This is a genomic window from Anabaenopsis sp. FSS-46 (assembly GCF_029891665.1).
Classification (GTDB): domain Bacteria; phylum Cyanobacteriota; class Cyanobacteriia; order Cyanobacteriales; family Nostocaceae; genus Anabaenopsis; species Anabaenopsis arnoldii.
Map to the genome: position 1 here is coordinate 1 of NZ_JANQDG010000151.1, position 15,784 is coordinate 15,784.

Annotated in this window: 15 protein-coding genes; all 15 read right to left on the minus strand. The window is 39.5% G+C overall.

Features of this window, described 5'->3' with window-relative positions; genetic code table 11:
• A partial coding sequence (gene tnpA, locus NWP21_RS18075) for an IS200/IS605 family transposase (RefSeq protein ID WP_280793748.1) occupies positions 1-331 on the minus strand: 331 nt, incomplete at its 3' end.
• 417 nt (positions 332-748) lie between these two features.
• Positions 749-1,936: a glycosyltransferase gene (locus NWP21_RS18080; RefSeq protein ID WP_280793749.1), complete on the minus strand. Its 1,188-nt coding sequence runs from the start codon at positions 1,934-1,936 to the stop codon at positions 749-751.
• A gap of 25 nt (positions 1,937-1,961) precedes the next feature.
• Positions 1,962-2,849, minus strand: coding sequence for an FkbM family methyltransferase (locus NWP21_RS18085; protein WP_280793750.1), 888 nt, complete (start codon positions 2,847-2,849; stop codon positions 1,962-1,964).
• A gap of 167 nt (positions 2,850-3,016) precedes the next feature.
• Entirely contained in the window at positions 3,017-4,837 is a 1,821-nt protein-coding gene (asnB, locus tag NWP21_RS18090; RefSeq protein WP_280793751.1) for an asparagine synthase (glutamine-hydrolyzing), read from the minus strand.
• A gap of 9 nt (positions 4,838-4,846) precedes the next feature.
• Positions 4,847-5,101, minus strand: coding sequence for a hypothetical protein (locus tag NWP21_RS18095; protein WP_280793752.1), 255 nt, complete (start codon positions 5,099-5,101; stop codon positions 4,847-4,849).
• A gap of 23 nt (positions 5,102-5,124) precedes the next feature.
• Positions 5,125-5,907, minus strand: coding sequence for a class I SAM-dependent methyltransferase (locus NWP21_RS18100; RefSeq protein ID WP_348519786.1), 783 nt, complete (start codon positions 5,905-5,907; stop codon positions 5,125-5,127).
• Entirely contained in the window at positions 5,862-6,188 is a 327-nt protein-coding gene (locus tag NWP21_RS18105) for a hypothetical protein (protein WP_280793753.1), read from the minus strand. The genes NWP21_RS18100 and NWP21_RS18105 overlap by 46 nt, the downstream gene beginning before the upstream one ends.
• A gap of 190 nt (positions 6,189-6,378) precedes the next feature.
• Positions 6,379-7,509: a glycosyltransferase gene (locus NWP21_RS18110; protein WP_280793754.1), complete on the minus strand. Its 1,131-nt coding sequence runs from the start codon at positions 7,507-7,509 to the stop codon at positions 6,379-6,381.
• A gap of 169 nt (positions 7,510-7,678) precedes the next feature.
• On the minus strand, positions 7,679-9,043 hold the full coding sequence (locus NWP21_RS18115; RefSeq protein ID WP_280793755.1) for a hypothetical protein: 1,365 nt from the start codon (positions 9,041-9,043) through the stop codon (positions 7,679-7,681).
• A 4-nt stretch (positions 9,044-9,047) separates the two neighbouring features.
• Positions 9,048-10,280, minus strand: a complete 1,233-nt coding sequence (locus NWP21_RS18120) for a glycosyltransferase family 4 protein (RefSeq protein ID WP_280793756.1) — start codon at positions 10,278-10,280, stop codon at positions 9,048-9,050.
• A 5-nt stretch (positions 10,281-10,285) separates the two neighbouring features.
• The gene (locus NWP21_RS18125; RefSeq protein WP_280793757.1) at positions 10,286-11,281 is read right to left on the minus strand and encodes a glycosyltransferase; all 996 of its coding nucleotides are present in this window, start codon (positions 11,279-11,281) and stop codon (positions 10,286-10,288) included.
• A gap of 1 nt (position 11,282) precedes the next feature.
• The gene (locus tag NWP21_RS18130; RefSeq protein WP_280793758.1) at positions 11,283-12,461 is read right to left on the minus strand and encodes a glycosyltransferase family 4 protein; all 1,179 of its coding nucleotides are present in this window, start codon (positions 12,459-12,461) and stop codon (positions 11,283-11,285) included.
• A gap of 173 nt (positions 12,462-12,634) precedes the next feature.
• The gene (locus NWP21_RS18135) at positions 12,635-13,507 is read right to left on the minus strand and encodes an FkbM family methyltransferase (protein ID WP_280793759.1); all 873 of its coding nucleotides are present in this window, start codon (positions 13,505-13,507) and stop codon (positions 12,635-12,637) included.
• Between the two features lie 42 nt (positions 13,508-13,549).
• Positions 13,550-14,389 (minus strand): methyltransferase domain-containing protein, encoded by an 840-nt coding sequence (locus tag NWP21_RS18140; RefSeq protein WP_280793760.1) that lies wholly within the window; start codon positions 14,387-14,389, stop codon positions 13,550-13,552.
• Between the two features lie 66 nt (positions 14,390-14,455).
• A complete protein-coding gene (locus NWP21_RS18145; protein WP_280793761.1) occupies positions 14,456-15,601 on the minus strand; it encodes a glycosyltransferase in 1,146 nt (381 codons plus the stop codon).
• Positions 15,602-15,784 lie beyond the last annotated feature (183 nt).

The window sequence follows — 15,784 nt, forward strand, 5'->3', positions numbered from 1 at the left end:
CTGTGGATAATTGATGACCACCCAGGGAAAATATACCATATCCTTCTTGCCAGATAAATTTTTGTGGTAAGTTTGGCAATGAATGATTGTAATAATAAGCGCTACTTCCCTTTAAACTTTTCACACATTCGGCAATAGATAATTTAGGGGGTATAGAAATTACCAAATGAATATGGTCTTCAATTCCACCAATAGCATGAATAATACAACCCAGATGATCAGCTTTACCAATTAAATAACCATATACCTCATTTTCTATCTCATGACTAATTAAAGGCTCACGTTTTTTAGTCGCCCAAACAATATGATAATATAACCGCCATAAAGCCATAATTAAATTGATAAATTTAAGAGGTTGTTTCAAAAGTTTTTTATTGTCATCAATGACAATTGATCCCCCCAACCCCCCTTAAAAAGGGGGGCTAAATTCTTTAAAGTCCTCCTTGAAAAGCGTGATTTAGGGAGATTTGAAAATATTTGATACATCATGAGAGACTTCTAAAACATCCTCTAATCAAAATAACCTCAACCCTCTTCCTAGTCGGTTTTTAACCGACTTGAGCTTTGAGACGGGGAATTCATTCCCCGGCTCCCCCGTGTGGATAATTATCGACTATACCTAATGTGTGGAAACCCATGGACCCGCTGTGGTGTGTGGATAATTATCGACTATACCTAAGGTGTGGAAACCCATGGACTCGCTGTGGTGTATGGATAACGATCGCCCCTGGCTGTGGTGTATGGATAACTATCGCCCCGGGATCCCCTGTCCCTGAATATCCTGATAAACCGCCGCCATTTTAGCGGCGATCCTATCCCATGTATAATTATCCAGGATAAATTCCCTAGCGCGATCGCCCATTTGTCTCATCTTCTGGGGATGACTGAGAATCTGTTCTATGGTGGAGGCGATCGCATTTACATTCAGTTCTGTAACGTAGCCTAGTTGTTGCTGTGTAATCATATCAGCCAAGGCTACCCCAGGAGTAACCAGAGCTGGAATACCCCCAGCTAGGGCTTCTAAAACTGCTACCCCAAAGTTTTCCGAGTGGGAGGTGAGGGTAAATAAATCAGCACCCTGGATTAATAAATCTTTGAAATCACCCTTGACAAAACCAGTAAAATATGATTTGGTTTCTATACCATGGGTAACAACCAGGGATTTTAAGTAATTTTCATATTCTGGAGTACCGCCACCTGCTAACACAAAGGTAAAGCGGTAATCAGATAATTTACCCAAAGCTGGGATGAGGTAATCTAAACCTTTTTTAGGATGTAAGCGGGACAAAAATAAAATAATTGGCTCATCTGCTGGTAAATTAAGGTGTTGCCGCAGATGTTGACGAGCATCGGCAATTTTTGGGGTAATAGAAGTACCCAGGGGTAAAACAAAGCTAGGACAAGTTAACTTTAAATGTGCAGCTTCCTGTTGTTCAGCATTAGTAGTAAAGTGAATTTTGTGGCTATGATTAAGATTAGTTTTTTCAATAATTTTTAGATATAGTTGCTTTTTGAAGGCGCGTTGTTGTAAAGACCATGTACATAGTTGACCTATAGGGCGAATAATATAGGGGACTTTTTGTAAGCGAGCGATCGCCATAGCTGCTGTGGAAGCATAAGAGAAAATAGCATGAATATGTAACAAATCGTAACGTTTAATATTGTGCCATAACCAATTAGTCAAATCTGGGGAAAATGCAAACTCCCGCAAGGAGTTAATAGGGGGAGAAAAGCGAGGGAAAAACCTGACGGGAACCTGTTGGTAATCTACACATTTCCCCAGGGGTACATGGAGTAATTGACTACCATTATCGTTAGTCGTAGCAATTTCTGCCTCAACACCGACATGATTCAATGCTTGCACCATTTTTAACACTGCTTCACTCGGTCCACCGCGCACAAGCGCAACGGAAGGAATCACATGGAGGACTTTCATTTTTTTATCTGCTAAATTCAGTTAATTAAATTCTGACATCCATATTATGAATAAAATAAGCGGGACTTTGAGCCAATTTTGCCTGAACAAATTTTTGATTTCTAATGTATATATTATTTACTGGCTTTAATGAAGCGCTAGGATGACTCAAAATTTCTCTAGTATATGGATTATAGAAAACTTTGATAAATCCCGAATGGGTAAGTTTATCATGCAGGGCGGCCGATACTCCCTCTATAACAATCAACGATAATATTTGATTATTGAGTGTTTCTAATGCTCCTGCAAAAGCATATTCCTCATATCCTTCTACATCAATTTTCATGGCTGAAGGAAAACCATAAGTTTTAGATAATTCATCAATTGTTGTGATATTAACTAACTCTGTATTATTTTTATTAGTTGTGGAATCTGATAAGATTTTATTTTGACAGCCTGCATCCGTGGTTATAACTCCCTGAGAAATTGATGATCCCACAGCATACTGAAGACATTTAACTTGATCATGTAAGTTATTAATGCCGATATTTTCAATTAGCTTATCAAAGGTGTTACTCACTGGTTCTAATGCAATCACAGCAGCATTACTGACACCTCCAGCTAGCAAAGAATAAGATCCAATATTTGCACCAATATCAAAAAACAAATCATCTTTTGATAAGAAATGAAGAATTAGACACATATCCACAAACTCATGAAGACCAACATAAATATTACCTGTAGCACCTGTTTCCCCCCCCCTAATAATAATATTTGTATTTTCCACAAACCGAAAAACAAAAGCGGATAATGATTGGTTAGCTAACCTAGAATGTAATTGCCAATGAATAAGATTGATTAATGCTTTCCATGGTTTTGAAGAAGAAAGCGGATGAGAAAATAAAAATTTTAATGTGTTAGTTAAAAAGAACATTTTGACTAAAATTGTAGATTGTAATTTGTTTGTGGAAGTCGGAAAATATGATCAAAACCAGTCGGTTTTCAACCGACTTAAGCTTTCAGACGGGGAATTCATTCCCCGGCTACCCGTGGGACTGGTTACCCCGTGAATGGGCTACCGTGGGACTACAGCGTAACTGGTTACCCGGTGACTACTTCCCCCAACCAATACCTTAATATCGCTAAACTCCAACGCCGATACCAGGGTTTGAGGCCGATGTTATCCGGTATGTTGAGATTTTGAAAATAATCTCCAAACTCATCATCCATCCAACTCTCAAAAGGAAAATGAAAGCCTTTCTTGGGACGATTTACCACCCAGTCAGGTAGTTGACCCACCCCATCTACTAACAGTTTTTTCCCTGCTTGGAGTCGGATGTGGCTGGGAATTTGTGCTACTGCTTCTATGAGAGCTTGATCTACTAAGGGTACTCGTAATTCTAAACCCCAATTCATACTCATTACATCGCTGTCCCGCAGTAATTGATTACGCATATAACCAGTAATTTCTAAAACACTTACTTGATCCTCCGGGGTAAAATAATCATGAGCTAAATAATTATCTAAATTATTAGCTAAATTATCTAACTGCTCTTGATAATTAAACTTTGTTCCCAGGAGATGCTCAATAATTCTACAAGATTCAGTGTGAGAAAAAATTCCTCGGAAACTGCGATAAGCACTAGCAAAGCTGGGAGTGTGACTCAAAAAGTCTCCTAAGCGTTTGACTTTGGGTGAATTTCCCCAACGTGCTAAACCAACACCTAAGCTTGTGGTCAACAAAGGTAAGGCGTGTAACTTTTTACCCCATGCTACCATCTGGGGGATTTTTTGAAATGATTGGTATCCGCCAAAAATTTCATCTCCACCCAACCCGGATAATACCACCTTCATCCCCTGTTCATGGGCTACTTGAGAAACACAAAAGGTATTAAAACCATCAATACTGGGCTGATCAATGGCTCTGAGAAACTTTGGTAAGATATTTTTGGCAAAGGATGCCGTAACTTGGAATTCTGTATGATTAGCGCCAAAGTGATGGGCAATTTTTTGGGCTAATTCCCCTTCATTGTATGCCGATTCCGCAAAAGCGATGGAATAGGTAGATATTTGTGAGGTTTGGGTTTGGGTAGCTAAAGCCAGGACACTAGTAGAGTCAATACCCCCACTAAGGAAAATCCCCACGGGGACATCACTGATAAAATGATGGTTGATGGAATCTAGTAAAGCTGTATATAGGATTTCTTGGGCTTCCCCTGGGGAAATTTTTTGGGGAGTAAAGTTAAGTTGCCAATACTGTTTTTTAGTGGTGTTCCCCCCTTGCCAATATAGCCAATTACCGGCTGCTAAACAATGGATATCAGTAATTAATGTATATGGTTCCGGCACAGAACCGGTGGTTAAATAACCATATAATCCTGGTAATGATATGTTAACTTGAGGTAAACCAGATGCTAAAACTGCCCTGAGTTCCGATGCAAATACTAAGGTGTAACCAGATTGATAATAATAAAGGGGTTTTATCCCCAAGGGATCACGAGCTAAAAAGCAAGTTTTTTCTACATCATCCCAAATGGCAAAGGCGAACATCCCCCGGAGGTGATGCACACAGTCTACACCTAATTTTTGATAAAGTTTGAGAATTACTTCTGTATCAGTTTGGGAATGGAATGTTTCCCCCTGGGAAATCAGGTTTTTTCGTAATTGCTGAAAGTTATAAATTTCCCCATTAAATGTAATATGATAGCGGTGATCTGGGGTGGACATGGGTTGATGTCCAGCAGCTGTGAGGTCAATAATTGACAGTCGGGTATGAGCTAAAGCGGCTTGTTGAGAAGGTGCAATATAGATACCTGTATCATCGGGTCCGCGGTGTTGCAATGCTGCTTGCATCCGGTTGATTTGGGTTTCTAGGTTTTGATGGTCAGGTTGAAAGTTGAGAATACCAGCAATACCACACATAATATTCAGCTATAAATGAATTAGCCAAGCAGCCAGGGAATAAATTAAAAGTCTAAAAGCGCAAGTTATGAGTTGAAAAGCCAGTGGTTTTGATTCATCAGGGCGATCGCTCTGGAAAAAGTAGCCACATGGGTAGCCAGGGAATGAGTAAGTTATGGGGTTGGTAGCCACACGGGTAGCCAGGGAATAAATTCCCTGTCTAAAAGCGCAAGTCGGTTGAAAACCGACTATTGTTTTGGGGTTTATAATGGTTGATTGTATCAAAATTATTTTGTTTCGCGAGTCCTCTAGGATGATGATTTATCTTTACAAGACTTGATATATAAACTATCAGCAAAATATTTTAAGAAAGGTAATAAAAAACTTATGGTTCTTAAACTTTCAGATGCTAGGACGACTAATTTATATTTCAAGGGTAATAAATCAACATCAGATTTTTGGATACCTAAACCAAAAAATCCATCTATTAAAAGTTCAGATTTCCCAATAGAATTGCCAAAGCAATTTAATAATTCGCCTACTCCCCAGTATCTGACATCAAAATTTTCTCCTTCGGCAAATCCTCGTTTGATTTGATGCTGTAAAGACCTGATTCCTAAACGATTGGGCATTTGGATGAGACTGTTACCATTAGGCTTCAAAACCCGCGAAATTTCCTGAATGGCTAATTGGGCATCTGATTTACTGAAATGTTGAATTACACTGTAAGAAAATACTTGGTCAAATTGACATGAATTAAATGGTAAATAGCGAGCATCTCCCACTACAAATTTAATATCTAACCCTAGCTGATCGGCGGTTCTTTTTCCAGCTAAAACTGCACCCAGTGACGGATCTATCCCAACACACTGATATTTTTTGTACGTACCACTAATACACCATCTACCCCAACTACACCCAATATCTAATAATAACTGTTTTTCAGTTGCAACTGGCAGATTGATATCAGGTATTGGTAGTCTTTTTAAATTACCGATATTTTGACTATAGAGTATTCCATTAGTGGCTCCTATGAGAAATTGAATTATAGGGTCAATTGGAGTATTAATAATTCCTTCTTGGACTTGCAGGGTTGATGTATATTTTTTAACTTGTTTTTTTCATACTCACTAATACCAAGAGTATTAATGAAGTAGGGATCACTATCATTTTTGAGCTTAGAATCAGTCAGAGATGTATTAGCTAAATCAATAGTTTGTGGTACATTATCAATAAGCATTATGGGAATACCATTGACTATGGGATAGGTATTACCTGATTGGGAAACCAGATCATTCCCTAATAAATTTAGTTTTGTATGATCCCGCGGACATCTTAGGTTTTCTAAATACCAATCATCAATTATTGTCATAAACAATCTCCTATGGTGTTACTTTTAAACTCCAAGTTTCTCCAGAGCGATCGCCCTGATGAATCAAAACCAGTCGGTTTTTAACCGACTTTAGCTTTCAGACGGGGAATTCATTCCCCGGCTACCTGTGGGGTTAATTACAGATAAATATTGATTTTGTCTACCCATGGGGTATGGAACTGCTACCCAGCTACTGCAAATACCCAGCCAGGGTTTTCTGAAACCGTTCAAAACCAAAAGTATCAATAGTGGCTTGCCGTAAAGCCAAGGGTTGATACATTAAATCATGGGCATATGTGCGTTGGAGAATTTGAATGATAGTCTGTGCAATGTCATCTATATCATCGGGGTTAACCAGCGCCCCTAGTTTACCATGACACAAGGCATCAATGGCAGCATCTTGATTACCCCCCACTACGGGTTTACCGCAGGCTAAAGCCTCTAGGTAAACTATGCCAAAACCTTCACCTTTACTAGGCATGGCAAACACATCACAAAGATTATAATAATCACACAGTTCGTCGTCGGGAACAAAACCCCCTAAGGTGACATAGTTTTGTAATTGCAATTGGGTGATTAACTGCTCAATTCTGGGTTGATCATCTCCCTTACCCACAATTATGTAATGAACATTGGGAATTACCGAGCGAATTTTCACCATGGCTCGGATCATCTGGTCATAGCCCTTATACTGTTCTGAGGCTGATAATCTCCCCACTGTTAATATTACCGGTTGCTCTGGTGTGAGGTGATGGCGGGTTAATAAATAGGCTGGTTTGGCTGCTGGTTGAAATTGACTAGGGTTAAATGTGTTATGGAGGATAGAGACTTTTTCAGGATTCAGGTTTTGTTCTTTTATTAAACGATCGCCTGTGTAGCGACTCACTGCTAAAATGCGATCGCCATGGTGTAGAGCTTGCTGTAACTTAGGGTTGTCAATATTCCAAGCATCCACACCATGGGCGACAGTCCAATAGGGAATACCGAAAAGGCCTTTGAGTTGATGGGCAACGGGGGTAAAATTTAGATGGGTAGAAATAATTAAATCAGGACGGTTGAATATAGCCCCTACCAGCAACTGGGCAGCAAAAGCCGGCGTTCTCAGGGATAATGGGACTATGCCACTACAGTGGAACTTGGTTTTACCTACAGTGGTAGAATCTGGATGGGGTTTTGTGTCATGTTTGATAAATATCTCATAGTTAGCATCAGGGTAAATATTTTGCAGAGCTTCCAGGAAGAAAGCCGAATAAGTTTGGATACCGCCCTTAAACTCAAATAAATTGGGTATCCACAGATGTATTTTCATCCGTGTTGTCATATTTTCAGTATTAGTGTATCAACTATTGTTTGACCCCACTCTAACCCTCACCTTGTAAGGGGGGGACTGGATTTTATTGTTTTTTGTGTGTTCCCCAATCCTTCTCAATCCTTCCCAATCCCTGTTCCCTAAGATAAAAATTACCTGTTTAATACTTTCCAAACATCCTCTAAACAGGAAATCGCTGCTGGAGTACATCTAAACTCCTGCGGACTAAAAATCTTCTAATTATGATCACCAACACCGACGCAGCAGCAACGGAAGCAGTCACCTCTGCTAATGCACCTCCAGGTTGAAGCAAGCCTAACCCCGGTAAAAACCAGGAAACAAATCCTAACCAATTGCCACAAAATAACTTATGACTTGCTGTAATATCAATGACTCTGATAATTATCCCCAAAACCACAAAGCCCAGGAACACACCTATAGAGCCAAAATTAAGGTAAAGTTCTAGAACTTGCCCCACACCGACACTAGTACCCTGGGCAAATTCTTGTCCTGTATATAAGGACACTATATCACCGCTACCACCAAAAGCAGGTTTACCAGGCCATAAAAGACGAGGGATGGGAGCGATCGCAGCCTGTAAAATGGTTGTACCATAGGCAAAGGTTGTATTTCCCCCATTGATATACTGCACCCCTTTACCTACTAATCCATTTTGATTCAGCCTGCCATCAATGGCTTCTAAATGGGATTGATTAGTAAAGTCAATAATTTCAAAGTTAGTAAAGGTTTCTAGGGTAGTTCCATATCTTGATTCTATACTTTGTCCTCCCCACACAGTGGCTCGAATGTCTCCCCTGTCCCTCATATAGGTGACATACACAGATAACCCCAAAACCAATACTAAAAAACCAATCAGTAAGGTGTGCCAATAGGGGCGGTAAAAACTTGATATAAAAATTAAAATTACTAAAGTGGCGGCGGCACCGTAACCAATAAAGCCTAGAGTAGTGATTGTAATCACTGGAATCATACAACTAACAGCAATCCACAAGAAAAAAGTTTTTCTATCTTGCTGATACCAACCCCGCCAACAAGCCAAACACAGACCCACCACGAATAAGTATACTCCTGATGCAGAAATACCCTGGAAACCGGGAATCCTGCCGATGGTGGGGGAAATCAGAAGGAAGAAGAATAAGCCCAATAGCAGCACCCTGGTTGGTAACTTGATATCAGGATTTTGGGGAACTTCCCGAATCCAACTGGGTTGCCAAAACCGTAGTATCCAATAAGCTAGGATGGTGCTACCCACTGCAAAGCCCATCACACCATAGACACTTTCAATGAAACCCAGAGTAACTTCAGTATAGTTAGTCCCTGATTGCAGTAAATATGCAGCTTGTGGATTATACCAAGGTAAAGCCCAAATCAGCGCCCCGGTAAAATGAATCACTGATAAATTCAGCAGGTAAGTAAGGGGTAACCCCACGCTGGGAATTTTGCGACTCCACTGGTTGCGGAGTACCAAGGCGAATACAACTACCCAAATTACTAGCCAAGTAATTAACTCTGAGCGATTTTCCATCAAGTTAGTTTTCTGCTTGCTGTAAATAATCTCTCACAATTTTAGTAAAATCTTGGGCGACTTCAGTCCAATCTCGCGGTTGAAAATCTTGGTATACTCTGCGTGCCATAGCTGCTAATTCTTCCCGGTGTTCATGACACCATTGCAGTTTTTCCACAAAAGCATCGGGACGGCGAATGGGTACTACCCAACCGGTTTGATTCTCAACTATGATATCTGGGGCGGAACAGTTAGTCGTGGCGATGATGGGTAGCCCAGAGGCATGAGCTTGAGCTAACACGGCTGGGTAACCATCTTCAATGGTAGGAAAAATGAAAACATCCCCCCACGCATAAAACATGGGCAATTTAAAATGGGGTTGTCTATTGATGAACTCCAAGTGACTGTATTTTTGAGCGGTTATTCTAGATAAAAGGTTTTTTGTTTCGTCAGAGATACTACCGATAAATCTAAATTGAAAATTGTTTCCCGCTGCGGAAATAATTTTTTCCAGGTCACTTGCACCTTTACGATAGGAAAATGTGCCTACCATCAAAACTCTTAGTGGTTGATTAGTAATAATACGCTCAACTCGCTCATTAATAACACGTAAGGATTCAGGTCGAAACTTTTCTGTTTGATTTCCAGAAAGCATCAATCGCAATTTGTGATGGTTAAATCCCTGTTCCAGAAAAGATTGGTACGCAAAAGACGAAAGGACAAAAACTAAGTCTGCTAGTTGATATTCTCTTTCTTCTTTAGAGATTATCCATGGACTGGGCTTGTCTATTTTTATGCTAACCCTTTCCTCCTCTTCCTTGAGAATTTGGAATTGAGTTTTGATATGGGATGAACCTCTGGCTAATATTTTTAGGAATGGTTTGTGAGCATTTTTGTGGAAAATTTCCTCAGCGATACCACTAAACACATAAGTTACATCAAATTCTTCTTTTAGCAATTTTTTGGCAGCCCAGTTTGAAAAGATAGCATGGTCAACCTGCTCAAAATCTAAGTCTAGTTTTAATTGACTAAATATAGACCTCAATTTATTGAAAATGCGCGTAATAATTCCGTGTAACACAAATGATCTGACGCTTTTTTTGGGAATGCCAAATTTCTCTACTATATATTTGGGATAGTTAGTGAATAAGGTGACATCATGCCCTTGGTTGATTAACTCTCTGGCTAGATCAAAAGCATGAAAGCGTCCGTGGACAACGATAGCAATTTTTAAGGGGGTAATTTTTCGGTTATTCATACTTGTTAAATAGATAACATGGCTTTTAGGCGATCGCCATAAGTGTTTTGACCTTGAGTAATCAGTAAATGGGCTTGCTGTGCTAATCGTTGCCGTTCTTGGTCATGGTTTAACAGCCAGTGGGTTTTTTCTACCATTTCAGTAACACTCTTAAAATACACCACCGCTTCACCTTCTTGACCAAAAATTTCTCGGTGTTCTGGGGTGTCTTCTGTTAACATACAGGAACCAACAGCAGGAACTTCAAAGGTGCGCATACAGTTACCATCGCGATTTGCCCTCCTGACTAAACACAAAGAGATTTTAGCCGCCTTAATCACCCTTCTCAGGGTAGGAACATCAGCCTGTCCCCTGGTGTAAGCTTTAGTTTGTGGGTATTTTTCCCAATAACTGCCATATAAGCCTAGGTTGATTCCTGATTGGATTAAAGCATACATATAAGGGACGCGATCGCGATCGGCGCCCCCAGCAAATACCACATCCGCAGCTGGGGTACTGGGGTTAAGTGAGTCTGGGGGATAGAATAAATCCTCATCATAACCAAAGGGGAGATATTCTACCCGGGGACAACCCGCCTGGAGTAAGTCCCCGATATTCCCCCGGCGGGGAGAAAAAACAATGTCATAATAGGGTAGTGCCTGAAAAAACCAAGGTGCATAGTGGGCTTGATTCCAAGGGTCATCAGTGAGGAAATTTAATCTTTTAATACCCATAGCGCCAATTTCCCCTAGGGCTTGACTATCAATGGGGGCTATACCGGTGGTTAATAGCCATTGGGGGGAGAAGCTGCGACAATGTTGGATGACTTCCTGGCTAAATCCCCTGAGGTTAGAGGGATATCTACCCCGGAAATGCCAATTAAAGGTTTTTACCCATTTCGGGGCTTGGTAGGCTAAATCTGTGTTGATAAGTTGAGGATCTAAATTCAGGTTTTTGGCAACTTTGAAAAAAGTACCACCCAGGTGAGTTGTACCCGATAAACCAACAATCACTAATCTCATTTTAAGTTGAGCAAACCAAATTATAAGCCTTTGCTATCCCTGCAGCTGCCGCATCCACAGAATAATGACTAACCTGTAGCTGACACTGCTCGCTGAATTTTGGCTCCTGACACAAACATAAGCTGTTCTCTATGGTTTGAGCTAAACTGCTTACATCATCTGTGACGAAGATGTCACCAGTTACCCCGGGTTTAACTAAATCTGGCGCGCATCCCACAGCTTGGGAGACAATACAGGGCAATCCATGATGTAATGCCTCATTCACTACTAGTCCCCAGGTTTCCGAGTAGCGACTAGGTAATATTAGCATATCTGCTGCATGATAATAATTACTCAGTTGCCTTTGATTCTGAAAACCGAGAAAATGCACTTGAGTATGAAGTAAACTGTCAGCCTGTTGTTGCAGTTGTGATTTTAATTCGCCGTCCCCTAAAAACAAGACTACTAGCTGTTTTTGAATTTCTGGGGATAGCTGTTGAATTGCTGGTAAGATTAAATCTACACCTTTTCTATAACTCAGTTTCCCTGAAAATAATAATGCCCTGGCGGTGTCTGTAATATTTAATTGTTTACGGGTAGTATTTCTTAATAATCTGCCAGCGGGTGCTTCTAGTTCAAATGGCTGGGTGTTAATACAGTAAGGGGAAAATACCAGTTTACTGTCTGGAACTCCTAATCTCTGGAAATGTTTTTGGGAATTTTCACCAATATAAAGTAAATGAGAGCAACTCTGATAAATTAAGGATAAAGTGCGATCACGTAACCAAGATTTAATTTTACTTCGTTGAATGGCATGATCTGTTGTTTCTGCGCGCAATAAAATAGAAACTCGCGATTTCCAGGCTTGATAAAAAGCGGCTTGGTATAAACGGTGATTATAACCTGTAGTTAACACAGCCTTTGGCTGTACTTCCCTTAAGGCTACTGCTAAACCTTGAGCAGAAACCTGCTCAAAACACTGCGCTCCTCCGGTTTTGACACTGGATAAAAACTTTGATGAATATCCTGAGAGCAAATCTGTATCCCAGGCAAATTTTGCGCCAAATTCTTGATCTTTATACCCCACTACACTAAAATCCGAACCATAGATTACAGTGATGGGTATGTCCAGTTCTTTGCTTAATTGACGATAAACAGGCGCACGATACTGAATAGGATGTGTTTCTATAACAGCTAACATTTCATTTATTTATTAGTTTTTTTGGTTTTTATGCACCCTGGAAAATTGTTTAATGTCTGCTGTGCAAAAACTTTACAGGTTTCAATCAAAAATGAAGTGCGATTATACTGAGGAATACAGACAGAGAAAAACGGATTTTCTATATATTCATTTCTAATTTCCATGTTTAGTTTTTAATCTCCATGTTTAACTGCTACTAACATATCAAACCCTTGAACTAAAACACAGTCCAAAGGTTTACCCCCCCCCGCAAGATAATCTTTCAGTCTATATATTTTATACCCAAAATCAATTAAAATCCTTTGAGCATCACCAATTTTACCATCAGGTTTCCTAGCTTCTGCCCAATCACAAAATTCAAACAAAATAATAGGTGCATTAGGCGAACTTAACAATTCTTTCGCACCCGCAAATACAGAGGCTTCATATCCTTCTACATCAACCTTGACCAAATCAACTTTATTTATTTGCTCATTTTTGATAATACTGTCTATAGTTTTTGTTTTCACCTGGATAGGATCATTATTAAATTGTGCGCCGAGGGAACCCATACCAAAATGGTCTATGGGGGCTTCATAAAAGTTAATGTTTGATTCGTCTTTTTCATCAGCCGCTAAGTTGAAAGCCTTGACATTAGTTAATAAATTAGCCTCTATGTTATCTTGTAGATACCTAAATATTGTGGGTGATGCTTCAATTGCAATTACTGAAATATTTTGTTTCTCCAATAATTTGGCGGTAGTAATTGAAAAACAACCGATGTTGGCTCCAATATCCAAAAAAACTGCATTTTTGGTTAACTTTTTCAAGCTCAATTCCAAAGAATTCGGTTCATAAACTCCATCTATGAGTAAACTAAAACTTATAGGTTCTCTCGGGCTCGGTAAAAAAAATTGGCAACCATCAGGGGTTTTAATTACTCTATTTTTTACATTTAAAGAATTGCCTAAAATCAATCTCGCTAATCTGTATTTACCCTTAAACCTAGGTAATCGGGCAAATACAGGAGCGATAATATCCAGCCTAATCTTAGTCAAGTAATCCATAATGCTTAAATAAATTGATTAAAGTTGATTCTTACACAAAAATTAAATAACAATTTTTTCTGCTACTAGCAATACTATACCACCTGTACTTGAACAAACTTTCTCATTTGGAAACTTTTCCCAACCATCAAAAAATCCTAAAATTTTTAGTCCATATTTCGGGAGATTGCGCTGAAAAAAATCGCTACAAAAGCCCATAGGATGTACCGCGCCAATTATAGGTAGTACAGAGTTTCCATCGGCAAAGAAATCAAAATTAGGAACTTCTATGACTAATTTACCACCAACTTTTAAATGATCAGAAATATCAACAAATATGCTAGAAAGATCAGTAAAATGTTCCAGTGTGTGAGCAGTATAAATGATGTCAAACTTCCTTGATTTTAATTCAGAAATATGTTTTAACATCCTCACACCTAAATTTTCCTTGCCGAATTCCCTGCGGGTATCACTTATCTCTATACCAGTAGCATTAAAACCCTGCAATTGAGCCTGATAAATAAAATATCCCCAAGAAGAACCAATCTCCAATAAATTAAGACCTTTTGAAAAGGCTACAAGAGACGTTATCCTATTTCCAAAATATTTATCTGAACCTCGAAATTCTTGCTTTATCAGTTCAGACAACTTTTCAGATGTAGGTATATCTGTTGTTAGACCTTGTCCACCTATATAAGCTTTGTTATAGAAATCAGAAATCAACCAGGATTTATAGATAGGACTAGTGAAAAATAATCCACAATCATCGCAATGCTGAATTTTAATAACTCGATACTTTTTAGCAACCGTCTTCAATTTATGTGATTTACAATGTGGACAAAATTCTTGTTGAACAAAAAGGGATTGCATGAAAAATTCTATTTTAGGTATGATTTTATTCATTTATTTTTATTTTCGTGACTTTAAATGGAAAAAGAATAACGCGAATAATCAACAATTAATCAATGCTTAAAGTTGATTTTTCACCACCTGAAACTGAGCCTGATAATTCCACTCATCTAAAATCCGCTGTCTTCCCCGTTCTCCCATCGCCCTCATTTCTGTAGGATGCTCTAAATACCAGCGTAAAGCATCAGCGATACTATCAGCATCTTCAGGATTACAGGCTAACCCATAACCCGGTTCTACATACATCTGTTCCCAGTCGGGTAAATTTGACACCAGCAAGGGTAAGGCACAAGCTAGGTAGTCAAAAGGCTTATTAGAAGCACCTGTCATAGGTTCTCTGGTGGGCTTCATGAATAATGACAACCCAACATCACACTGACTACACCATTGGAGTAACTCAGAGCGCTTAGGTAATGTTCCCACATATTCAATACTGTCACCTATACCAAGATTATGAGCAAATGTTTTTAGTTCTTGAATATAACCCCGATGTCCAATAGTTTCATACCCTGCAAGTTTCAGTTTGACTTTACAGGGGAACGTAGCCAAAGCTTGAACCACTGTAAGAGGAATTTGAGGGGGGACTATTGAGCCATGATACCAAAGCCAAACTTCATCTTGTTTTTTGAGTGGCTGATTATGATATACTTCCTCCTGATAGGGACAATTCCAAACGCAAAAAACCGGTTTATCAGTCCCAGTTTGGCTCACAAACTTCTCTACCCTTGCTTGATTAGGTAAAATCGAGAAATTAGCAGCACTAGCTAACTTAATTCGCCCCTGTGAACACCAACGCATAAACAAACTATCGGGGGTGGTTGTGGGTGAATCATGCTCATGGTAAATCACCTTGACTTGGGGCAAAAAAGTTAATATATAAGCCAGGGGACAAATTAAAATATCTGAAGCATAGACCCATTGGGGTTGCCAACGCAACACCCACATCACCACCCACAGGCAAAACCGGATATAATGTAATTTCTGTCGCCAACCAGGACGACAAAAGGGAACTTGATATACAGTAATCTGAGGGTGGGGGGGGAATTTCAAAGCATTTGCTCCCGCTGCTCCCGTACCCAAAAACAGGACTTCCCAACCATCATTTCCCAAAATCCGCGAACTATGTTCTAAAGGAGGATAGCCTGCGGGGTTGGTGTATTGGATGTATAAAATGCGTTTTAATGGCTGTTTTTTGCTGTAAGTCATCTTATCCGCTAATAGTCTCGATAGATACCGGACTTGTTAAAGAACTCCGGTAACTGGGCGTTTTTTGTACAAGGACGATTAAATCTGCTCCTAAAGCTGATGTGTAAAACCTATTATTAATATACAGAGATTAAGCCAGATGAGTTACATCTAATTCACGTCTTCACGTCGTACAAAATAAAT